The 21,106-nt window shown below is 38.8% G+C and carries 22 protein-coding genes; 4 read left to right on the top strand and 18 right to left on the bottom strand.

What is annotated here, in order from left to right; all coding sequences use genetic code 11:
* Window positions 1-7 precede the first annotated feature (7 nt).
* From HMPREF0014_RS09805 to paaA, 8 genes are read right to left on the bottom strand one after another with little or no spacing between them, the layout of a single operon-like run.
* Complete coding sequence (locus tag HMPREF0014_RS09805) at window positions 8-1,546, bottom strand: 3-hydroxyacyl-CoA dehydrogenase (protein WP_006580645.1); 1,539 nt, start codon at window positions 1,544-1,546, stop codon at window positions 8-10.
* A gap of 2 nt (window positions 1,547-1,548) precedes the next feature.
* Window positions 1,549-2,340, bottom strand: coding sequence for a 2-(1,2-epoxy-1,2-dihydrophenyl)acetyl-CoA isomerase PaaG (gene paaG / locus HMPREF0014_RS09800; protein WP_004887785.1), 792 nt, complete (start codon window positions 2,338-2,340; stop codon window positions 1,549-1,551).
* Window positions 2,340-3,113: an enoyl-CoA hydratase-related protein gene (locus HMPREF0014_RS09795; RefSeq protein ID WP_004887787.1), complete on the bottom strand. Its 774-nt coding sequence runs from the start codon at window positions 3,111-3,113 to the stop codon at window positions 2,340-2,342. The genes paaG and HMPREF0014_RS09795 overlap by 1 nt, the downstream gene beginning before the upstream one ends.
* An 8-nt stretch (window positions 3,114-3,121) precedes the next feature.
* On the bottom strand, window positions 3,122-4,183 hold the full coding sequence (paaE, locus tag HMPREF0014_RS09790) for a 1,2-phenylacetyl-CoA epoxidase subunit PaaE (protein ID WP_004887788.1): 1,062 nt from the start codon (window positions 4,181-4,183) through the stop codon (window positions 3,122-3,124).
* Between the two features lie 23 nt (window positions 4,184-4,206).
* Window positions 4,207-4,707, bottom strand: a complete 501-nt coding sequence (gene paaD / locus HMPREF0014_RS09785; RefSeq protein ID WP_001177938.1) for a 1,2-phenylacetyl-CoA epoxidase subunit PaaD — start codon at window positions 4,705-4,707, stop codon at window positions 4,207-4,209.
* Window positions 4,708-4,723: 16 nt separating this feature from the next.
* Window positions 4,724-5,479, bottom strand: a complete 756-nt coding sequence (paaC, locus tag HMPREF0014_RS09780) for a 1,2-phenylacetyl-CoA epoxidase subunit PaaC (protein WP_004709493.1) — start codon at window positions 5,477-5,479, stop codon at window positions 4,724-4,726.
* 12 nt (window positions 5,480-5,491) lie between these two features.
* Complete coding sequence (gene paaB / locus HMPREF0014_RS09775) at window positions 5,492-5,782, bottom strand: 1,2-phenylacetyl-CoA epoxidase subunit PaaB (RefSeq protein WP_000389648.1); 291 nt, start codon at window positions 5,780-5,782, stop codon at window positions 5,492-5,494.
* Window positions 5,783-5,814: 32 nt separating this feature from the next.
* On the bottom strand, window positions 5,815-6,753 hold the full coding sequence (gene paaA, locus HMPREF0014_RS09770) for a 1,2-phenylacetyl-CoA epoxidase subunit PaaA (RefSeq protein ID WP_004887791.1): 939 nt from the start codon (window positions 6,751-6,753) through the stop codon (window positions 5,815-5,817).
* 265 nt (window positions 6,754-7,018) lie between these two features.
* On the opposite strand from paaA, the gene paaZ reads away from it, so the two are divergent.
* Window positions 7,019-9,121 carry a phenylacetic acid degradation bifunctional protein PaaZ gene (gene paaZ / locus HMPREF0014_RS09765; protein ID WP_004887793.1) on the top strand — a complete coding sequence of 701 codons (2,103 nt, stop codon included), beginning with the start codon at window positions 7,019-7,021 and terminating at the stop codon, window positions 9,119-9,121.
* Between the two features lie 43 nt (window positions 9,122-9,164).
* Here paaZ and HMPREF0014_RS09760 read toward each other — a convergent pair whose 3' ends face one another.
* The 5 genes from HMPREF0014_RS09760 to HMPREF0014_RS25305 all read right to left on the bottom strand — a co-directional run bounded on the left by HMPREF0014_RS09760 (window position 9,165) and on the right by HMPREF0014_RS25305 (window position 13,550).
* On the bottom strand, window positions 9,165-10,547 hold the full coding sequence (locus HMPREF0014_RS09760) for an L-serine ammonia-lyase (RefSeq protein WP_006580641.1): 1,383 nt from the start codon (window positions 10,545-10,547) through the stop codon (window positions 9,165-9,167).
* Window positions 10,548-11,106: 559 nt separating this feature from the next.
* A complete protein-coding gene (locus HMPREF0014_RS09755; RefSeq protein WP_004887796.1) occupies window positions 11,107-11,541 on the bottom strand; it encodes an I78 family peptidase inhibitor in 435 nt (144 codons plus the stop codon).
* Window positions 11,542-11,701: 160 nt separating this feature from the next.
* Window positions 11,702-12,154 carry a redox-sensitive transcriptional activator SoxR gene (gene soxR / locus HMPREF0014_RS09750; protein WP_002048264.1) on the bottom strand — a complete coding sequence of 151 codons (453 nt, stop codon included), beginning with the start codon at window positions 12,152-12,154 and terminating at the stop codon, window positions 11,702-11,704.
* Window positions 12,155-12,364: 210 nt separating this feature from the next.
* Window positions 12,365-12,652, bottom strand: coding sequence for a hypothetical protein (locus HMPREF0014_RS09745; protein WP_006580640.1), 288 nt, complete (start codon window positions 12,650-12,652; stop codon window positions 12,365-12,367).
* 75 nt (window positions 12,653-12,727) lie between these two features.
* A protein-coding gene (locus HMPREF0014_RS25305) for an IS5-like element ISAba27 family transposase (protein ID WP_076611894.1) occupies window positions 12,728-13,550 on the bottom strand; the annotation gives its coding sequence in 2 pieces (ribosomal slippage) (window positions 12,728-13,168 and window positions 13,170-13,550; 822 coding nt in all).
* A 411-nt stretch (window positions 13,551-13,961) separates the two neighbouring features.
* On the opposite strand from HMPREF0014_RS25305, the gene HMPREF0014_RS09730 reads away from it, so the two are divergent.
* Window positions 13,962-14,621 (top strand): epoxyqueuosine reductase QueH, encoded by a 660-nt coding sequence (locus HMPREF0014_RS09730; protein ID WP_006580639.1) that lies wholly within the window; start codon window positions 13,962-13,964, stop codon window positions 14,619-14,621.
* A 318-nt stretch (window positions 14,622-14,939) separates the two neighbouring features.
* Complete coding sequence (locus HMPREF0014_RS09725; RefSeq protein ID WP_079377129.1) at window positions 14,940-15,395, top strand: GNAT family N-acetyltransferase; 456 nt, start codon at window positions 14,940-14,942, stop codon at window positions 15,393-15,395.
* A 66-nt stretch (window positions 15,396-15,461) separates the two neighbouring features.
* On the opposite strand, the gene HMPREF0014_RS09720 is transcribed toward HMPREF0014_RS09725, so the two are convergent.
* From HMPREF0014_RS09720 to HMPREF0014_RS09710, 3 genes are all read right to left on the bottom strand, one after another.
* Window positions 15,462-16,619 (bottom strand): crosslink repair DNA glycosylase YcaQ family protein, encoded by a 1,158-nt coding sequence (locus tag HMPREF0014_RS09720; protein WP_004887805.1) that lies wholly within the window; start codon window positions 16,617-16,619, stop codon window positions 15,462-15,464.
* Window positions 16,620-16,749: 130 nt separating this feature from the next.
* Entirely contained in the window at window positions 16,750-17,931 is a 1,182-nt protein-coding gene (locus HMPREF0014_RS09715) for a cyanate transporter (RefSeq protein ID WP_004887806.1), read from the bottom strand.
* Window positions 17,931-18,413: a deaminase gene (locus tag HMPREF0014_RS09710; protein WP_004887807.1), complete on the bottom strand. Its 483-nt coding sequence runs from the start codon at window positions 18,411-18,413 to the stop codon at window positions 17,931-17,933. The genes HMPREF0014_RS09715 and HMPREF0014_RS09710 overlap by 1 nt, the downstream gene beginning before the upstream one ends.
* Before the next feature lie 268 nt (window positions 18,414-18,681).
* Between HMPREF0014_RS09710 and HMPREF0014_RS09705 the strand changes: the two genes are divergently transcribed.
* The gene (locus HMPREF0014_RS09705) at window positions 18,682-19,533 is read left to right on the top strand and encodes a LysR family transcriptional regulator (protein WP_004887808.1); all 852 of its coding nucleotides are present in this window, start codon (window positions 18,682-18,684) and stop codon (window positions 19,531-19,533) included.
* 4 nt (window positions 19,534-19,537) lie between these two features.
* Here the strand turns inward: HMPREF0014_RS09705 and HMPREF0014_RS09700 are convergent, their stop codons facing one another.
* The gene (locus tag HMPREF0014_RS09700) at window positions 19,538-20,491 is read right to left on the bottom strand and encodes a M15 family metallopeptidase (RefSeq protein ID WP_002048347.1); all 954 of its coding nucleotides are present in this window, start codon (window positions 20,489-20,491) and stop codon (window positions 19,538-19,540) included.
* Between the two features lie 7 nt (window positions 20,492-20,498).
* Window positions 20,499-21,098 (bottom strand): hypothetical protein, encoded by a 600-nt coding sequence (locus HMPREF0014_RS09695; protein ID WP_004887809.1) that lies wholly within the window; start codon window positions 21,096-21,098, stop codon window positions 20,499-20,501.
* Window positions 21,099-21,106 lie beyond the last annotated feature (8 nt).

Below are 21,106 nucleotides of genomic sequence, written 5' to 3'. Positions count from 1 at the left end.
CTCCTGATTATGCAAATTCGGTCATATCACGTGAATATTGAGTAGCAATGTTTTGAGTTTTTGCTACATATTGCTTGAGGTAGATACTCGCGCGATATTTTTCCTCTCCATACAGTGCATATAAGTTATTTAAGGTTTGGAGCACATAAGCACCGCCCATTTGTGTCAACCACTGGTAAGGACCCTTAGGATAATTCACTCCATATTTCATGGCATTATCAATATCTTCCAGACTCGCAACACCATGTAAACTTGCTTCGCAGGCTTCATTAATGAGTAAAGCGATGGTGCGTAAAGTTAACAGTGCCGGATGGTCTTTAATCCACATCACACTCATACCAAACTGTGCAAAGTAAGCCTCAACTTTAGCCAGATCACTTGCTTCACAAAGCTCGTTATGACTGAGTACTAAAGCATCTGCGTGCTCAAAATCATGATGCCAGTCCATTAAAACCACTTTACGGCTTAGGTAATGAATATTGGCTGACTCACCTTGGCTTAAACGCAAGTCGATATCATCAATTTGAAGGATATTGTCGTCACTCGCAGATCCGCTTTTTAAACCTAAACGCGTTAAAAAAGCAGGTAGCTGAGACCAAGTCCCTTTTAGCTCTACATGGGCATCAATTGGTTTGGCAACCACAGCTTGAGGCTGAAATGTCTCGTACTGATTTTTTTCGTTATAGGTATAAAAGCCCTGTTTTGATTTACGGCCCCAAGCACCTGCATCGACTAATTCTTTTTGAATGAGGCTTGGACGGTAGCGTGGCTCGTAAAAAAACTCTTGGTAAACGCTTTGCGTCACCGAAAAGTTAACATCTTGCCCAATGAGGTCGGTAAGTTCACACGGCCCCATCGCAAAACCGCCGCATTGCTTCAAAGCATAATCTAGCTGGTCGTAGCTAGTGACTTGTTCTTGCAGTGCTCTAAAGCCTTCTGCATAAAACGGACGTGCAATTCGGTTAACAATAAACCCAGGGGTCGACTTGGTGAGTACCGGAATTTTTTTCCAATTCAACATCAAGTTTTTTAAAGCCAAACATAAGCTGTTTGGGGTTTTTAAGCCTTGTACAATTTCAACCAGTTTCATAACTGGTGCAGGGTTAAAAAAGTGTAAACCCACTATGCGCTCAGGGTGAGCAATGCCCGCCGAAATTGCAGTCACCGAAATTGAAGATGTATTGCTTGCAAAAATGGTTTGCGCACTACAAATCTCAGCGAGTTGCTTAAATAAAGACTGTTTAACTTCTTTTTTCTCAACCACTGCTTCAATGACTAAGTCAGCCTCACTTAAAGCTTCAATTTGATTGACCACCGTTAAACGCGCTAAAGCTTCATCCGCTTGCTGTTGTGTGAGCTTGCTCTTTTCAACCAGCTTTTTAAATGTCTGCCCTAAGCCGTGAACGGCTTGTTGCGCTTTTTGAGCGTCCAGATCATATAAAACGGTCGAGTGCCCATTAACGATGGCTAACTGGGCAATGCCGATGCCCATGGTGCCAGAACCAATGACGGCAATTCGGGCACGAGATAAGTCTAAATCTGTCATGCTTAGCGCCCTTTAAAATTTGGTTCACGTTTATTCATAAAGGCTTGTACCCCTTCACGATAATCTTCGGAACGACCCGCAATACGTTGTAAATCTCGCTCTAACAGCATTTGCTCATCAAAGGTGTTATTGCTTGATTGATGAATCGCTTTTTTAATGAGAGATAGACCAAAAGTAGGCTGTTTCGCTAAACGCTCCGCCAGTTCAGTCACTTTTGCTTTAAGCTCAGCGTCTTCAACCACATCCCAAATCATGCCCCATTCTTTTGCAGTTTCTGCTGGGAGCTTGTCACCTAACAAAGCCAATCCCATCGCACGTGCATGGCCTACAGCACGTGGTAAAAACCATGTACCCGCAGAGTCTGGAACCAAACCTAAGCGACAAAATGCTTGTACGAAGTTTGCCGATTTAGCTGCAATCACCAAGTCACACGCCAGTGCAATATTTGCCCCTGCACCTGCTGCCACGCCATTTACGGCGCAAATCACAGGCTTTGGCATATTTACAATCATTTTAATGAGCGGGTTATAGTAAGTTTCAATGGAATATCCTAAATCTGGAGCTTCAGCGTTTGGGTCAACTACGCGATCACCTAAATCTTGCCCTGCACAAAAGCCGCGACCTTCGCCACTAATCACCACACAGCGAACATCCGGATTTTTGGTCCATTGGTTTAAAACCTCAGCCACTTCACGGTGCATATCAACATTAAAGCTATTCAGTGCTTTTGGGCGGTTAAATGTTAGGTAGCCAACACCATTTTTTTCTTCAGCAATAATATTTTGATAGTCCATCACTCACCTCTAAACACTGGCTTTCTTTTCTCAAAGAAAGCATTAATCCCTTCGTTTCGATCTTTTGTAGCCGCCAGCCAGACAAAGTTTTGACGTTCAAACTTGAGTCCCTGACTTAACGTTGTTTCATGAATACTTTTAATTGATTGTTTAATCACACGAATCGCTAAAGGCGCTTGTTTGGCAATTTTGGCTGCCAGTTGAACCGCATATTCAACGGTTAATTCAGTCGGCACCACTTGACTGCAAATGCCATGTTGCTCTGCCTGTTTTGCCGAAATCATTTCCCCTGTCATAGCCCAGCGCATGGTGAGTTGTTGTCCAACCAAGCGAGCTAAACGCTGTGTTCCGCCGGCACCCGGCAACATCCCTAAGGTAATTTCAGGTAAAGCAAAACGAGCATTTTCACCGCAAACGACCATATCTGAATGCAAAACCAACTCGAACCCAGCGCCTAAGGCATAGCCATTGACTGCACTAATCAGTGGCTTACTAAACGCATCAATTTTCTGCCAAAGCTTCGGGCGAATATCGAGTTGCAAAGACACCGCGTCCATTGCAGCTAGCTCACTAAGATCTGCTCCAGCCGCAAAACACTGAGCCTTACCCGTTAAAACCACTGCTTTGACTTGAGCATTATGTTCAGCTTCTTCAAGCAACTCGCACAAACACTGCAATGTTGCATTGTTTAAAGCATTTCTTTTTTCCGGACGGTTTAAGGTTAATAACAAAACACCGTCAGCAGCTGTACTGGCTTTGATCAACTCTTGCATGACAGCCTCTATTCATCAAAACTCAAGCGAACATTTGAGCCTTTTGGTAAGGTCTGGCAGCTCAGCACATAGCCCTTTTCAACTTCATCTTCTTCAAGACTATAGTTAAGGAACATGTCGACTTCGCCTGAAAGTACCTTACAGCGACAGGTCGCGCACACCCCCCCTTTACATGCATACGGTAAGTCGGCACCTGCACGTAAAGCCGCATCAAGAATACTTTCATCATCTTGAGCCACAGAAACAATCAGTTCACGGCCATCTAAAATGATGTTTACTTTTTCTTCTTTACGGTTTGCATCCGCTTCAACACTACGTTTACGCGCTTGTCCTGTATGGAAACGTTCGGTGTGAATGCGCTCTTTGGCAATACCAAATTTTGGTAAAGTATTTTCTACGGCATTCATCATTTCGTCTGGGCCGCAGGCAAACACATGGTCAAAGTTTGTTTCAAGCACTTCAAAATCAAAAAGCTGTTTAAGCTTTTCTGCATCAATACGACCGTTCATTAGCTCACTATCGTTGAACTCACGAGAAAAAATATTGATGAGTTGAAAGCGTTCTTTAAACTGATCCTTCAAATCCATAATTTGCTCGGCAAACATGGTTTGTTTCCATGAACGATTGCCATAGAGCAAGGTAAAATTAGCTTCAGGTTGTTCAAATAAAACTTGTTTAATAATTGATAAAATTGGCGTGATACCACTACCCGCAGCAACGCCTAAATAGTTTTGTCCGCCCATCTTGGCTGCTTTTTGAAAAAACACGCCTTGTGGTGGCATCACTTCAAGCACATCGCCCACTTTTAAATGGTCATTTGCCCAGTTTGAAAATTGACCCTGATCAATCTTTTTAACCGCAATACTGATGTCTTCTTTGCCCGCATAGCTACAAATTGAATAACAACGGCGGATTTCACCCGCTTCGGTTAAATGGCGAATGGTTAGATGTTGCCCCGGTTGAAAATGAAATTGTTCTTGTTGTTCAGGTACAACGTCAAATGCAATACAAATTGCCTGATCGGTTTGCGGCGTAATACTTTTTACTTTTAATGGTACAAATTGGCTCATGGCTGATTTCCTTATCTAAAGACTTAAATACATTTGAAGTAATCAAAAGGCTCAAGACAGTCCTGACATTTATAAAGTGCTTTACAGGCGGTGGAACTAAACTCTGTTAACAGTCGGGTATGTCGGCTTTTACAACGTGGGCACTCAACACCATCATTTAAATGAACGTGAGTTCCACACTGATGCGCCAACCCTTCAGGTGGTGCAATGCCATAAACTTGCAGTTTCTTTTTCCCTGCTTCAGACATCCAGTCCGTGGTCCATGCTTCTGATAAATCGACCATGACTTTGACCGGTGTCAAAGCTTCTGCGGTAAATGCCTCAACAATTTGTGCTTTAAGCATATCTGTTGCTGGGCATCCGCTATATGTCGGAGTTAGACGAACAATAATTTCTTGTTGATCGTTAATCTCTACACCGCGGATCATGCCTAAATCGACAACCGATAAAACCGGAATTTCAGGGTCACTTACCGTTTGTAGAACATCCCAACATTGGTCGATGCAATGACGAATCATTTGCATGGCTCACCTCCTTGTCTTACCAGGTCATGCCCGGATAAGTTCTTTGAATACATTGCATTTCAGCCAACAAATAACCTAAATGCTCGGTATGCAATCCTTGTTTCGCACCACGGCGATAAGCACCGTTTACAGCAACATTTAATTCAAAGCGCTTAAGCTCATCTGCAATGGTTTGGTTCCATTGTTCTTTTTCATTTGAAAAATCTGGAATCACGCCTTCTGCAACCAATGCTTGTTCGTCTGCACTCAGTTCAAATAATTCAGCGGTAAAACGCCATAAATTATTTAATCCGTCTTGCACACGTTGATGTGCTTCATCTGTGCTTAAACTTAAACGTTCCATCCAGCTTGTCGAAAAACGGATGTGATACTTCACTTCTTTTAAAGATTTCACAGCAAGCGCACTTAATTCAGGAAGTGAGCTTTGCGCTAAAGCCGTAAATAAATGAAAATGGTAATGGTCCATCAACCACTGGCGCACAATCGTTTGAGCAAAATCGCCATTCGGTTGTTCACACAACAATAGGTTTAAAAACTCACGTTCAGTACGGAAATACGCAAGTTGGTCTTCATCACGTTTAGCTTCATCGTATTGACCAGCCAAAGTCAGAAAGTTTCTTGCCTGACCCAATAAGTCCAAGCCGATATTTGCTAAGGCAATATCAATTTCTAGCTCAGGTGCATGCCCGCACCATTCAGCCAAACGCTGAGATAAAACCAGTTGACTATCACCAATATGTAATAAGAATTTAGATAAAACTGAATGATTCATTTGCCATTCCCCTTACATGTGCTCAATGCCGTCTGGGATATGGTAAAAAGTCGGATGACGATAAACCTTGTCTAAAGAAGGATCGAAAAATTCAGCTTTTTCATCTGGCTGTGATGACTTAATCAGTTCTGAACGAACCACCCAAATGCTAATTCCTTCATTACGGCGCGTGTAAACATCACGGGCATGCTGTAGTGCGATTTCATCATCAGGTGCTCTTAAGCTGCCTACATGACGGTGGCTTAAGCCTTGTTTACTACGTACAAATACTTCGTAGAGCGACCAGTTGTTTTTATCTTCCATTTTTATTTCCTCAAATTTTTCCATAAATCTTGTTAAGCCACTTTGTTCGCTTCAAGCTGCTGTTTTTTCGCATAGACCACTGCTGCATCACGAACCCATTTGCCGTTTTCCCATGCTTTACGGCGTGCTTCGATACGCTCGTGATTACATGGTCCACGTCCGGCAATCACTTCATTAAATTCATGCCAGTCAATCTCGCCAAACTCGTAGTGACCAGTTTCTTCATTGAACTTTAAATCTGGGTCTGGTACTTCCAAGCCAAGTTGCAACACTTGTGGTACGGTGTTATCGACAAACTTTTGACGTAACTCATCGTTACTAAAACGTTTGATTTTCCACGCCATGCTTTGTGCGCTGTTTGGAGAGTGTTCATCACTTGGACCAAACATCATGAGTGCTGGCCACCAATAACGATTTACCGCATCTTGTGCCATCTGTTTTTGTTCCGGTGTACCGTTTGCCAAAGCCATCATGGCTTCAAAACCTTGGCGTTGGTGGAAACTTTCTTCTTTACAAATACGTACCATCGCACGTGCATATGGCCCATACGAAGTACGGCAAAGCGCAACCTGGTTCACAATGGCTGCCCCATCGACAAGCCAACCAATTGCAGCGACATCTGCCCAAGTCAAAGTTGGATAGTTAAAGATTGATGAGTATTTCATTTTCCCATTAATCAACTTTTCCATCATGTCATCACGGTCAGCACCTAAGGTTTCTGCCGCGCTATACAGATATAAACCATGACCCGCTTCATCTTGTACTTTCGCGAGCAAAACCGCTTTACGTTTTAAAGTCGGCGCACGCGTAATCCAGTTTCCTTCAGGCAACATACCTACAATTTCAGAATGGCCATGTTGCCCGATTTGACGAATCAATGTTTTGCGGTAGGCATCAGGCATTTGATCCTTAGCCTCGATCGTAATTTCATTGGCAATATTTTGTTCAAATTTCTGGTAATTGTTTTCCATTCTTTCATTCCCTGTAGGTATCACCCTTAAATCTATTTTTCGATACACAAAAAACAAAGTCAACTAATTTTTTAGTATCAAATTAAATTCACAACAATAAAACAATTCAAACTATTGAAATTAATAAAATTAAGTTAAATGTAAAAAACTTTTTTACTTTTAAAAATCAAAATAAAGTTGACTTTTATACAAATTAATCTGAAATTATGAATCATATTTTTGCAATTTTTATAATTGATGTATCAAATAAAAAAGGAGTTTGGTCATGCTTGAACAAGCACACCTAGAAGGAACCTCAACTGACACAGATTTTCAGCAGTCTGAGCATCAACTGCCTCATCTTGCTTCTTATGTCTATGGAACATGGCATTCGTCTGACGAAGAATTACGTACCGTTTATCATGCCATTACAGGTGAATCGATTTATGCCGTAAGTAGTCATGGCATAGATATGAAACGTGTTGTTCAGTATGCCAAACAGAATGGTTCAGAACTGGCTAACTGGACGTTTCATCAACGCGCTAATGCTTTAAAACAAATTGCCCAATATTTACTTGAACGTAAGGAAGAGTTTTACAAACTTGCGTATGCAACAGGCGCAACTCGTAAAGATGCGTGGATTGATATTGAAGGCGGTATCCAGACATTATTTGCTTATTCAAGTCTGGTTCGTCGTGAACTCAATGACGAAAAAATTATTACCGAAGACAGCTGGATTCAATTATCTAAAAATGGAACTTTCGGTGCTAAGCACATTTTAAGTCCTAAAGCAGGTGTTGCCGTTCACATCAACGCATTTAACTTTCCAATTTGGGGAATGCTTGAAAAGATTGCACCGACGTTACTTGCTGGTGTTCCATGTATTGTTAAGCCTGCAACCGACGGTGCCCAATTAACTCAAGCAGTTGTAAAAGCGATTGAAGAAGCACATGTATTACCAAAAGGTTCGCTACAACTCATTTGCGGTCAGACTTATGACCTGTTAGAACAGTTAGGCCCACAAGACTGCGTTACGTTTACAGGTTCGGCTTACACAGGCCAAAAATTACGTAATCACCCTCACCTCAATAAATATTCAATTCCATTTAGCATGGAAGCCGACTCGGTAAACAGTGCAATTTTAAGCCCTGAGGCAAATGAAGAAACTATCGATTTATTTGTGCGTGAAGTCTTTCGTGAAATGACCACCAAAGCAGGTCAAAAATGTACTGCGATTCGTCGTGCATTTGTTCCTGAAAATTTGTTAGCGACTGTACAAGAGAAGCTGACTGCCAAACTTGCTAAAGTTGTGGTGGGCGACCCTCAAAAAGAAGAAACCACCATGGGTGCTTTAGCGAGCATTAAACAAAAACATGACGTTGCAGAAAAAGTTGCCGAACTCAGCAAAGACGCAAAAATTGTTTTTGGTGGCAACGATAGCTTTACATTTAATGCAGATCATCCTGAAAAAGGTGCTTTTTTCGCTCCAACTTTATTGCTTTGCGAACAGCCTTTACAAGCGACGAATGTTCATACCACGGAAGCGTTCGGTCCGGTATGTACACTCATGCCATATCAAAACATTGAAGAACTAGCTGATCTTGTTTCACGTGGTGAAGGTAGCCTAGTGGCTTCTGTCGTTAAAAATAATGATGAGAATATTGAGCAGATTATTCAAAAAATCGCGCCTTGGCATGGCCGTGTGCATGTACTCGATTCAGAGTCTGCAAAAGAAAGTACAGGACATGGTTCACCACTTCCACATTTAGTACACGGTGGCCCTGGCCGTGCAGGTGGCGGTGAAGAATTAGGTGGTATTCGTGCAGTTAAACACTATATGCAGCGCACTGCAATTCAGGGTTCTCCAAACAGTTTGACGCAAATTACTCACTCATGGACTGCTGGCTCGAAAGTTAACGAAGACCGCGTACATCCATTTAAAAAGTCTTTTGATGAATTAGTGATTGGTGAACGTTTATTAACAGCGCGCCGTACAGTCACCGAAGCAGATATTGTCAATTTCGCGTGTTTAAGCGGTGACTACTTCTATGCACATACTGATAAAATCGCAGCGGCGGAGTCTTTCTTTGGTGAACGCGTTGCACATGGTTACTTCATTGTGTCTGCTGCAGCAGGTCTATTTGTAGATGCAGCACAAGGTCCTGTGATTGCCAATTATGGTATGGACAACTTACGTTTTGTTGAACCGGTTAAAATTGGTGACTCGATTCAGGTTGAACTCACCTGTAAACAAAAAACACCTAAACCACAAAAAGACCCTTCTCAGCCTGCGCATGGTGTTGTGGTATGGGATATTAAAGTCAAAAACCAACGCGGTGAACTTGTCGCAACTTACGACATTTTAACTTTAGTTGCTCGCGAGGCTTAATGTTTAAAATGAGATGGGGTCACCTCGTCCCCATCTCATTTTTTTAGCACTCAATGGCGTTAACAGCGAGGCCACCTTTTGAAGTCTCTTTATATTTCTCAGACATATCTTTGCCTGTTTCTTTCATGGTCTGAATCACTTTATCTAGGGTGACAAAGTGTTCATCATCATCATCATGAAGTGCCATTTGGGCTGCATTAATGGCTTTTACAGCTGCAATTGCATTTCGTTCAATGCAAGGCACCTGAACCAAACCACCAATCGGGTCACACGTTAAACCCAAGTTATGTTCAAGCCCAATTTCAGCCGCATGTTCCACTTGCTCAGGTGATGCACCTAAAATCTCGGCTAAACCTGCCGAAGCCATCGCACACGCCGAGCCGACTTCGCCCTGACACCCTACTTCTGCACCAGAAATAGAAGCATTGAGTTTACATAAAATGCCAACGGCTGCCGTACTTAAAAAGAAACGAACCACTTTATCTTCGGAAAAGTCTTTAGAGAAAGTCACGTAGTAATATAAAACTGCCGGAATAATTCCTGCGGCCCCATTTGTAGGTGCCGTCACTACTCGACCGCCAGCAGCATTTTCTTCATTTACCGCTAAGGCAAATAAATTGACCCATTCCATCGCATGAAAAGTCGTCACAATCAGGTTTGAGTTTTTCTTATTTAATAACTTATCGTGAATTTTCTTGGCCCGACGTTTTACGTTTAATCCGCCCGGTAATATTCCTTCATTAATTAATCCGTTGTGAATGCACTGCTGCATCACTTTCCAGATTTCCATAATCTTGCTGCGAATCTCAGTTTCACTACGCCAGCTTTTTTCATTTTCAAGCATTAACTCGCTCACTGATAAATGATGAGTCTTACATAAGTTTAAAAGTTCAGCCGCACTGTGAAATGGATATGGAACCTTAACATCGTTAGTTTCAGTTTGGGTATGTGTTAATTGTCTTTGGCTAACAATAAAGCCACCACCTACTGAATAGTAAGTTTCTGCATATAAAATTTCTTGAGCCTCGTTATACGCAATCAATTCCATTGCATTGGGGTGATAAGGCAAAGATTCATCTAAAAAAAGCACATCATGCTTATAGTCAAAAGAAATACTCTTTTGCCGATTAAGCTGGATTGTTTTATTTTCAAGAACATCTTCAATCAAGCTTGTACTTACTTGGGTATCGATATGTTCAGGGTCAAAACCCATTAAACCTAACAGAACAGCCTTATCTGTCGCATGACCGACACCGGTTGCCGACAGCGAACCGTATAACTTCACCTGAACTCTAGCTGTTGCTTGTAAATCGTTTTGCTTCAATAAATCATCCACAAAACTGTATGCCGCACGCATTGGTCCAACTGTATGGGAGCTAGATGGGCCGATGCCAATTTTAAAAAGATCAAATACACTAATAAACACGTAGTCCTACCTTCGATTCATTATTATTCGTATGTTCGTCATTATTGTGTCCTTTCGGATAGCTCTAAAATTATCATTAAGCCAAGTACAAATCACGAATAACTATTGGGTAGTCGCATAAAAAGACAACGGTTGAATCTTCTCTCTAAACTAATTGCTACACAATCACAGATTTTGAAGCTTTTAATTTTGTCGTAGACGTTTTGAAAAATTCTTAAATTAATTTAGTACATCAATTTGTATAAATAACAAACAGCACATATTAGCCATTAGTCGCACTTCCATATTTTTACTCATTTTTACTGGTAAAGTGCTTTACATGGTTTGATACAACCTACTTAACTCAGATGCATAATTCACCTGTTACCTGCATCTGAAGTTTTTCTGCCTCTAGTCCGCTAGGGGCTTTTTTTCGTAATAGATAAAAACTGCTATATCAGGTTCATAAGCATAGCGAAAAACAATATCCTCTCTTCCATTCTTCTTAAACTAAAAAAATAAAAGCCCATCTTTTGACAGGCTTTCTTATTCAGTCTTCTATCAATTTTTAGTTAAAAAATTAACCGCAGTTCGCGTTGGTAATTTTTTGAGTTGCTGGATCAATAGTAACAGTTACTCGGTTTGAACGGTAATCCATCGTCATTGGCTGACCAGGAGCTACTTTACGTACAATTTCTGACTTCGTTTTTTGCTTAATTTGGTCATCAGTTAAGCCAGATTGCCCTACTAATTTTTGAGCTTCTTCTGCTACGCAGTTAGCTTGGTTATCACGGAATAACTTCCACTCTTCGACCACTTGACCATTTGGCAGATGACAATATCCAACCTGACCATTTGTTTCATTTCTAATTTCTAATTTTCCGCCTTGTTCAACACAATATTGACTTGCCGGATTTGGTGAACCAATTTTTGGTGGAGTTAATTCTTTATGCTGTACTGCTGAACAAGCCGTTAACGAAACAAGCGCTAATCCAAGAAAGATAGTTTTTTTCATAAATTTTACTTCTTACTAAAAAAAATAAAGATATCAAAAAAATTCATGTTTTATATAAACTGTTTACAATAAAAAACCTTCATAGAGAGTAACTTACAAAATAATTAATTATTCCAAGCGGTACATTATTAGCAATAGAATCAATCAACAAATTTATGCGCTATGATCTTTCTAAAATACGTGCCCCAACACCTTCTTGTCCCAATACATCATTTGGATTTCTTAGTGGACATTGCTCTAATGACAAGCACCCACAACCTATACACCAATCCATTTCATCTCTAAGTCGCGTAAGTTTTTGAATACGATCATCCAAACTTTTCCGCCAATCAAGAGATAACTCTTTCCATTGCTGTGCAGTTAATTTAGATCCCATCGGATACTTACTTAAAGCTTGTTTAATTTCATCTAAGGGAATCCCAACTTTTTGGGCAATTTTAATGATCGCAATGTAACGCAACACCACTAAAGTAAAACGACGTTGATTACCATTGGTTCTTATACTTTTAATTAAACCTTTAGACTCGTAAAAATGAAGCGTTGAAACTGCAACACCACTGCGTTTTGCAACTTCACCTACAGTCAACAAACGGCTTTGATTCGTTTCAGTCATTTCTATTAATCACAACTTTAGTTGAGGTTTTATAAAAGGATGCTTAAATTTTGTCAAATAAGAAATTTAATTTTAACAGTTCAAGCATTTAGAATATTTATCTAAATTTTAAACTACTAGAATGAATTAAGAATATATATCCAAAAATGAACAAAAAACAATCAACTTGTTTAAATTAATACTTCAGGTCAGGCCATATAAAACAAAATACTATGGTCTATTTTCACAGCCACAAACCCAAAACATATTGTAAACAAATGGCATAGGTGCGCCGAGTGGATAGACTTTAGCTTCTTCTATTTTATATGTCTTTTTTCTCGATTCAATATGTAAAATATTATCACAGCGTGCAATCACTGTTTCTTTTTTATATAGCTTTTTTCTTTCATTTTTTGCATCAAATTTATATACCAAAAAGTAAACTTTTTCCCCTACCTCTATATTTGAATGATTAACCATAATGTAACCCTTACAATACTTACATTGCCAATCGTCCATATCTTAAAATATCACATACTCAAATTAAAAAATAGAATAACTGTTTTAGTATAAATAGACCTCTTGCGAAAGTCGTTATTGCAAGTTCATCCGATTTACCAGTGCAGCGATTAAGTTAATGCGTAAACCGAATCTTTTCCGTCTATTTCGATAGCGTTCACTTAATATTCTAAATGTTTTCAATTGACTATTAATATGTTCGATCACAACTCGTATTTTTCCAATCATTTTATTGTACTTTTTCTCAACATCAAATAAGGGTAAATTCTTCTTTTTCTTTATTGGCATCAATAATTTAAAGCCATCTTGCTCTAATCCGTAGTACCCTAAATCGGTCATAACATATTTACAATGTTTGAATTTTTTAACCGTTCTTCTTGCCAATTTAATGTCATGCTGACTGCCATTCGATATATCTAGCCCTATGATTTGTTTGCTGTTCGGATGATAGATCACTTGTGCTTTTAGCGTATGTTTCTTCTTTTTACCACTGTAGAACTTACTCTGATTTTTTTTTCGGACGTTCTATTGAACATTCTGTCGCATCAATAATGACCCAGTTAAACTGTTCGTCTGCTGTGGTAATGCTTCGTTTTGGCAGAGTAAACCGTCTTGATTTCATCAATGCATCTTCAACCTTTTTAATGGTTCGATTCACATTACTTTCAGCGATATGGTAATTTGCAGCCAACTCCAATTGAGTGCTGTAATTCCGTAAGTAATTGAGTGTTAATAATAATTGATCCTCTATAGCTAAAGTATGAGGACGCCCAGATTTCTTTTTAAGTGATTCTACTTCTTTTAAAACTTCGATCATTTCACTAAAAACTGGTCGAGGTACACCAACCAAGCGCTGGAATTCAGAATCTGAAAAACGATTTAATTTCTGATATCTCATGAAATTTAGATTGAGGTGGTTTTTACTTTCGCAAGAGGTCTAATTTAATAAAAATATAAATCTAAAAAAATATTTAAAATTAAAAAATAATACTTATTTGTGACGTTTATCACACTAATTGGCTGTCAAATTATAAAAAATAAATATATAAAAGACAAATAGTTAACAGAATATAAAATAATTATCATTTTCAATTAGATCAAATATTTTAAAATCAAACTTAATACTTATAAAATTACATAAACATAATATTTATATTATTATATAAAATAAAAAATAATTTAAATTATTTTTTAAGAACTATATTAAAATCAATAATTAAATATTTTTCATCTTGAATTGAAAAAAATTCACTCCTATATTTATTTAAAAAACTTAGAATATATAGAAATATATCTTGATTTTTTCCTTATGACTACTCAGAGACAAAAACTTGAACTTCCTTTAGGACATAATAAATTATTACTTCATTCATGTTGTGCTCCCTGTTCTGGAGAAGTCATGGAAGCATTAATTGAGTCCAATATAGACTTTTCTATATTCTTTTATAATCCTAATATCCATCCAGTGAAAGAATATCTCATTCGTAAAGACGAAAATATTCGATTCGCAGAGAAACATAATATTCCGTTTATTGATGCAGATTATGACACAGACAATTGGTTTGCTCGTGCTAAAGGAATGGAAAATGAACCTGAACGTGGTATCCGATGTACCATGTGTTTTGATATGCGCTTTGAGCGTACTGCTTTATACGCTTATGAACATGGTTTTAGCTTAATCAGTAGTTCTTTAGGCATTTCAAGATGGAAAAATATGGCACAAATCAACGATTGCGGGATTCGCGCTGCTTCACACTATCCAGAAATCCAGTACTGGGACTACAACTGGCGAAAAAATGGTGGCTCTAGCCGTATGATTGAAATTAGTAAGCGTGAAGAATTCTATCAGCAAGAATATTGTGGTTGTGTCTATTCTTTACGTGATACAAATCGCTGGCGTATGAGTAATGGCCGAGATCGTATTAAACTTGGTGTTAAGTTTTATAGTAATGCTATGGAAGAAGATTAAAAATCTCTCTAGCTATTTAAAAATAAATAAGTTAATTATATTTATTTCATTTTCTAAATTTTTAACCTTAAATAAAAAGAGCCACATCTGGAGAATGTGGCTAAAAGGTGTACTTAGACGAGCTTTGATGTTTTAATAATAATTAAGTTAGCTTAAAATAATATTAATAAAATTTTTTTATTTTAAAAAGTCATAAAAATAAGCAATTTCTTTTCTCATTAGATTTATTGTGTTAGTTTTTAATACTTTAATGTTTCTATAAACTATTTATATCCAACATATAATTTCATCAATCAGTCAGAATGAAGTGTAATTATGATTCAAAATGAAATAATCAAAGTCTCGCCAGTTCAACAACAAGACTATACTCAATGGTTAGAATATTGGGTTGCCTATCAAAATTTCTATCAGGTCAATTTACCCCTCCATATCACAAAAATGACTTGGGATCGTTTTTTCGATGAAAAAGAACCCATTTATTGTGCTGTTGCCAAAAATAAACAAGGTATCTTAGGTTTTGTCACTTATATGTTTCATCGGTCTACTTGGGCAGAAAATAACTACTGTTATTTAGAAGATCTGTATGTATCACCTGAAGTTCGTGGACGACACATTGGTAAACAACTTATTGAGTATGTCCAGAAGCAAGCCACCCAACATAGCTGTGAACGTTTATATTGGCATACTCAAGAAAGCAATCAAAAAGCACAAAAACTCTACGACTGGATTGCACAAAAGCCCGGCATTATTCAATATCGTATGTCTTTAACCTAACAAGTAAAAACACCAAAAGCCTTAATTCTTTTGGTGTTTTATTTTTAAACCTAGAATAATGTTTATTTAATTCTTGCTGCGAATAAACTTACTTACTTTATCATTAACAGTTAAACATTGGTTAAATGCTGCGAAAAGTTTGAGTTCTTGCTCTAACTCGAAAAAGAAATGCTCTTTATCTTTCACTGTTTTTTCTAAATGTAAGCTAATTACCTCTAACTCTTTCACACTCCGATGCGCTTTACAGTCAATTCGGCCGACCAACTCATCTTGATAGAGAATAGGTAAACAGAAATATCCAAATACCCGTTTGGCTGCTGGTACATAGCATTCGATCCGATAATCAAATTCGAATAAAGAAGTTAAGCGGTCACGATGAATAAGCGAGTTATCAAATGGTGAAAGTATTTTTAAACCAAATTCACTATCCACTTTTTGCTCTATTGCTGCTACATCTACATATAGGGTTTGACCGTCAGCAACTTTAACCGCTGATACAATACCAGCATCAACCTGCTCTTTGAGCACAACACGCATAGCATCTTTTAAATCATTTTTCTTTAAATGAACTAATTGTTTCCATGTAAATGCCCCATGTGCTCGAAGCGTATTAGTAAATAAATACTGCGCATATTCGTAAAGCGTAGGCATTGTTAAATCAATATTTTCAGGCAAGCAACGCTCTGTCAAATCATAAACTTTTTCCATACCGTTACGCTCACAAATCATCAGATCGCCTTGCATATATAACTGCTCAAAAGCACGGCGTCCCGGACCTGTATTCCACCAATTCCCTAAACTTTTTTTATTTTTCTTGTCAATATCACGTAATCGAATTTTACCTTCAGCACGAACACGCGCCAATATTTCATTCATCAGGTGTTGATCACCTCTATTGAAATAACGGCTTTCCCCTTTCTTAACCGACATCATGGCAGGTAAAGCATAGCGATAATCTTTCATAGGAAGATAAGACGCCGCATGATACCAATATTCGAAAATCTGACGTTCGCGAACCAAACTATTTAAATGGCTTAACTCATAGTCACGCACTCGGTTCCATAATATATGGTGATGAGCACGCTCAACCACAGAGATGGTATCAATCTGCACATATCCTAAATGTTCAATCGCCTGTAAGGTTCCATCTACTCCTGTCGCAAATGGACTATTTTTTCCTAAGCCTTGTTTAAGTAAGGCAATTTTTTTCAAAGTAGATGTCATAAAAATCAAATATTGTTTTATTCATTTCAAATCTAAAAATTTCAGAATCATCCTATCACTATTCTTTAATCTTCTTTGCAACTAAATCGTATTTCTTTAGATATGTAATATTCTCTACTCACATAAAAATTTATAGGCGAATTTTGCGATAACTTTTAGGTGCTAGTCTTATCACTAAAACTATCACCAGTATCACACTACATAGATGAAAAATCCATCCCGCTTTATAAGTCCCTGTAAAGTCGTGTAATGCTGCGACTAGCCAAGGTGGTATAGCCGCAAGTAAAAAACCACCCCCTTGCATAAGTGCAGATAAAGCTCCTGCATTGCTAGGTTCTTCAAAATGGTCAAGTGCAACAATAAGTGTTAGAGCAAAACAGCCTCCCAAGCCAACCCCTAAACAAATTGCCCATAAAATAGATGCAAACTCGGGCACAAATGCAAGTCCAGAAAAACCAGCAAATTGCATGAATAGAGTAAACCATAGCCATGGACGGCGATCTTTATATTGTCTAGCTAAAATAGGCAAAATCAGTGCCGATGCTGCTTGGCTTAAAGCAAGTAAAGCGAGCAATTTTCCACTTTGTCCACTACTCCAACCATGATCTTGAAAAGACGGTGCTAACCAAGCAACAACCGAAGAATAACCACCATTAACAAGCCCAAAACACAGCATTAATAACCATGTTCTAGGTTTCTTAAGCAACGTCTTTACAGGTGCTGCAGATACATTCAAACTTACGATAGAGGGTAAAAAAATAAATGTTGAGATTAATGCCAATACAGCTGGTAGAGCAAAGAAAGCCAATCCCACAGGCCATAAACCCATTATATTTGAGACCACAGGCGCTAACCATGCGCCTAATGCACCGCCCCCCATAAGCATAGCGGAATAAAGTCCCATCATCGGTCCAATATGTTGACTAAACTCTCTTTTGATAATGCCTGGAAAAGCTGCTTGTATCAGCGCGACGCCTAAACCGATCACAACCGCACTGATAATTAAACCCTCAGCTGTAGGAAATAAAAATCTAAGGCCACATCCAATACAAATAGTCAGTAAAGCACCCAAAACAACTCTGCGCTCGCCAACTATGCTTTGTACGATTGGACCAATAAATGCAATGACTCCCATTAACATCATCGGCAATAAAGTGAGTAAAGCTATTCCTTGTAGACTCAACCCAGTGCCTGCTCGGATACTGGAGACTAATGGACCAATGCTTGTCATAAAAGGTCTTAAATTGAGTCCAACCAAGGCGACTGTAACGATAAGCATGGATCGAGCAAAAGAAGCTCCAGACTGATTCATTACTTTAGGCCTGACTGATTGCTTTGATAATTCTTCCACAGTACGTAAAGATCGGTACGGCCTTCAAATCGAACAGGTACATATTCAATTTTCATAGACTGCTCAGCAAAGGGTTTTGCAAGATCAGCATATATTTCAGTTGTAGATAAACCAAAAGGTTTTCCGTCTTCATTAGAATAAGCATAATGAACTGTTTTTATACCTGCTAAACGCATTGCGGCCATACACATAGGACATGGATGCCCACTTGCAAACACAGAACAACCTTCTAAATTTGCAGTTCCTAGAACTTGGCTAGCTGCACGAATTGCAAGTAATTCAGCATGAGCCGTCGGGTCATTGGTTGTTAAAATCTGATTTACGCCAGAAGCAATTACTTTCCCATCTTTTACAATTACTGCTCCAAATGGTCTGCCGCCTTTTTCAACATTGTGATAAGCAAGTTCTAACGCTTGGCGTAAAAACATTTGATTTTCTTTCATCATTTATCCTCAACCCACTTTGCGCCGACTAAAAGAAGTAACTTTCAATTTCACAGTATTCACTTGAATGTACATGCTGTAGCAATGATCCAATTATCTAGATAAGAAACTTAGGTATGAAAAACTCTAAGTAAGCTTTAAGAGCAGAACAATTTGGAACTAGAATAAATGTGCTTAAAAGTATTTGGAAATTAAATTATTTAATCGATTGTATTAAGATTATAAATACTTATTTATTGTGCTTTTTGCATTGTTGGTGATAATTCTTATGTTTGACCCTCGTCTTCTTCGTGCATTCGTGACTATTTTTGAAAGTGGCAGTTTTACCATCGCTGCTGATAAGTTACATCTGACACAATCAACGATTAGTCAGCAATTGGCACGTCTTGAAGAATCTGTTGGTCATACTCTCATTGATCGTACATCACGACCTTTACAATTGACTGCCTCAGGTGAATATTTAATTGGTTATGCTCAAAGAATTTTGACACTTCAACAAGAAGCAGAAGCTGTTTTAAAAGATCCAGCAGGTAGTATTCCTATTCGGATTGGCTTACCAGAAGATATGATGAGTACTGTTATGGCAGAAATTTTTGGCATGTTCGCGCAAGCCCATCGGTCTATTCGCTTAGATGTTACTTCTGGTCTAAGCCGTAACCTAACAGAGCGTTACCGAAATGGTGAACTGGATATTGTTATCGTGAAAGAGCCTGCTGCCAGTGCTGATTGCTATGCATCTTTTCCTGAAGAAATGGCTTGGTTTGAAAGTGAAAATACGATTACATCCATAACCGATCCCATTCGTTTAGTAACTTTTCCCCAAGGTGGACTTTATCGAGACGAAATGTTTGAAACCTTAGAGCGAGAACGGAAACGTTGGTATATTGCTTTTACAGGCAGTAGTTTAGAAAGTGTTTTAGTCAGTGTCGAAACAGGTTTGGGAATATCTTTACTTCCTGTAAGTACCACTAAAGGTCGTCGTGTACGTAAATATAGATCGTTAGGTGAAGCTTCACCTATGGTAGTTTCAATTTACACATGGGAAAAAGCTGGGTTGATTTCCCAGCTTGCTGATAAGATGACTACTGTATTGCAGGATCGTTTCGAATCGCTCTCTTAAGCTTTTAACTTATTTCATTTAAGCTTTCAGCAATCAATTTTTCCGCCATTTCCTGAGTTTTCTTCAAACCAGGCATTCTATACTCGGTATGACCATAGTCTTGTATAGATTTCCAGCGTCCACCCCATGTCAGTCCAACGGACTCTGCAACTTGCCCATACAGACGATACCCCTGCATAGCCCATGGATCACGTTCAGAAATAACCACTTTACCATTTCGTTTAAATGCTACATCTGCTGCTAAACCAAATTGATGGTAGCTCTGATAACCTTTTGCCTTGGTTGTATTCGGGTTGCCTGCCAACATATTTTGGCGCCCTGGACTGCGATAACCTTCAAGCAAGACTAACTCATAACCATATTGCTCTTTCATAATTTTAAAGACCATAAGCAAACGCTGCTTATAGCGTGGGTTCATTTTGTCCCACTTACGATTGACCATATTGGTATCTAAAATTGCACGACCATCGAAACTTGCTTTATCAATAGGTGAAGAATTAATTGCACCACTGTCTTGAGAAGCATATTGTTGTTCTAATTGAGTCGCTTCAACAATTGCCGCTTCAATCAGACCTTCATCCACTTCAGGTGGTGGTGATAAGATTTCTCCATTTAATAATGCGTAAATTTGCGGATCAGTTTTTTTTAAGTATTCGGCTTCAATCCGAGTTGAACTAATCGGACGAGTAAAGGCAAAAACTAAAATGCTGGCAAATAAAAAAAATCCTGCAATTACAATCCACCATTGTTGCAAATGCCAATGAGATTGTAATTTTTCAGGTGCAGCTGCCTGATTCATGGTCTGGGCAAATTGCCTGACCTGATTTAGTTGCCGACGTCCCTGAGGTAATAACGATAAAACAAATGTTCTACCTTTACTTCTGAGTTCGTAAGACATTAAAAATGCCAGCCCTATAGCAAGGCAGGCAAAACAAAAGAAAATTAGAAAAATCATCATGAATTTACTAATTCACCGCAAATGGACTGCGAGTCACTTTGATATCAACCGATGCTTTCGGTGTTTCCGCCTCAGCCTCTGGCTCAACTGGAACTTTCTTAGCTTCAGCAGGTTTAGCTTGAACTACCTTAGGTTGAGCGATAGGTTTTTGCTGAGCTGGTTGTATTGGTTGAGTGGGTTTAGCCACAACTTGTTGCTTAGGTGCTACCCGTTCACCTGTTAACTGTGCATCAAAAGGTGAAACACGTTGCTGAGTTGGAGCCGCATTTTTATGAGGAGCAGGTTTAAAAATACCACTCAGTTCATTTTCTTTAGGTTGCTCAAAACCATCATGGCTCATTGGATCAGCTTGCTCTTGCTGATCAACTGTAACTTGTCCATGCGTAGAAGAATTCGTCATCAATACTGGATCACGTTCCTGATCTTGATTTGACTTACTCTCAACAGTGGTAGGATCTGACGAATACGGTTGAGACAAGAACAGGAACAGTGAGATGCTTACAAACACCCCGGCAATAATACCAATGATGATATAGTTTACTGGTGATCTCGACTTTTTTTTATTCGATTGCAAAACTCGAATAGAAGTTGGTTTTTCCTGAGCCATTTCGTTCC

Origin of the sequence: Acinetobacter sp. RUH 2624 (assembly GCF_000162375.2) — a bacterium.
GTDB classification, from domain to species: domain Bacteria; phylum Pseudomonadota; class Gammaproteobacteria; order Pseudomonadales; family Moraxellaceae; genus Acinetobacter; species Acinetobacter nosocomialis.
Note: the sequence above shows the minus strand (reverse complement) of the source record. Positions and strands in the feature narration are given on the sequence as shown.

What these genes read in the sequence shown, in the direction of transcription:
- HMPREF0014_RS09745 (WP_006580640.1), bottom strand. Translation starts at nt 12,652, where the DNA reads ATGGACGATTGGCAATGTAAGTATTGTAAGGGTTACATTATGGTTAAT.
- soxR (WP_002048264.1), bottom strand. Translation starts at nt 12,154, where the DNA reads ATGACTGAAACGAATCAAAGCCGTTTGTTGACTGTAGGTGAAGTTGCA.
- paaE (WP_004887788.1), bottom strand. Translation starts at nt 4,183, where the DNA reads ATGAGCCAATTTGTACCATTAAAAGTAAAAAGTATTACGCCGCAAACC.
- paaG (WP_004887785.1), bottom strand. Translation starts at nt 2,340, where the DNA reads ATGGACTATCAAAATATTATTGCTGAAGAAAAAAATGGTGTTGGCTAC.
- HMPREF0014_RS09805 (WP_006580645.1), bottom strand. Translation starts at nt 1,546, where the DNA reads ATGACAGATTTAGACTTATCTCGTGCCCGAATTGCCGTCATTGGTTCT.
- paaZ (WP_004887793.1), top strand. Translation starts at nt 7,019, where the DNA reads ATGCTTGAACAAGCACACCTAGAAGGAACCTCAACTGACACAGATTTT.
- paaA (WP_004887791.1), bottom strand. Translation starts at nt 6,753, where the DNA reads ATGGAAAACAATTACCAGAAATTTGAACAAAATATTGCCAATGAAATT.
- HMPREF0014_RS09710 (WP_004887807.1), bottom strand. Translation starts at nt 18,413, where the DNA reads ATGAAAGAAAATCAAATGTTTTTACGCCAAGCGTTAGAACTTGCTTAT.
- paaD (WP_001177938.1), bottom strand. Translation starts at nt 4,707, where the DNA reads ATGCAAATGATTCGTCATTGCATCGACCAATGTTGGGATGTTCTACAA.
- HMPREF0014_RS09705 (WP_004887808.1), top strand. Translation starts at nt 18,682, where the DNA reads ATGTTTGACCCTCGTCTTCTTCGTGCATTCGTGACTATTTTTGAAAGT.
- HMPREF0014_RS09795 (WP_004887787.1), bottom strand. Translation starts at nt 3,113, where the DNA reads ATGCAAGAGTTGATCAAAGCCAGTACAGCTGCTGACGGTGTTTTGTTA.
- HMPREF0014_RS09720 (WP_004887805.1), bottom strand. Translation starts at nt 16,619, where the DNA reads ATGACATCTACTTTGAAAAAAATTGCCTTACTTAAACAAGGCTTAGGA.
- paaC (WP_004709493.1), bottom strand. Translation starts at nt 5,479, where the DNA reads ATGAATCATTCAGTTTTATCTAAATTCTTATTACATATTGGTGATAGT.
- HMPREF0014_RS09700 (WP_002048347.1), bottom strand. Translation starts at nt 20,491, where the DNA reads ATGATGATTTTTCTAATTTTCTTTTGTTTTGCCTGCCTTGCTATAGGG.
- HMPREF0014_RS09715 (WP_004887806.1), bottom strand. Translation starts at nt 17,931, where the DNA reads ATGAATCAGTCTGGAGCTTCTTTTGCTCGATCCATGCTTATCGTTACA.
- HMPREF0014_RS09755 (WP_004887796.1), bottom strand. Translation starts at nt 11,541, where the DNA reads ATGAAAAAAACTATCTTTCTTGGATTAGCGCTTGTTTCGTTAACGGCT.
- HMPREF0014_RS09695 (WP_004887809.1), bottom strand. Translation starts at nt 21,098, where the DNA reads ATGGCTCAGGAAAAACCAACTTCTATTCGAGTTTTGCAATCGAATAAA.
- HMPREF0014_RS09730 (WP_006580639.1), top strand. Translation starts at nt 13,962, where the DNA reads ATGACTACTCAGAGACAAAAACTTGAACTTCCTTTAGGACATAATAAA.
- paaB (WP_000389648.1), bottom strand. Translation starts at nt 5,782, where the DNA reads ATGGAAGATAAAAACAACTGGTCGCTCTACGAAGTATTTGTACGTAGT.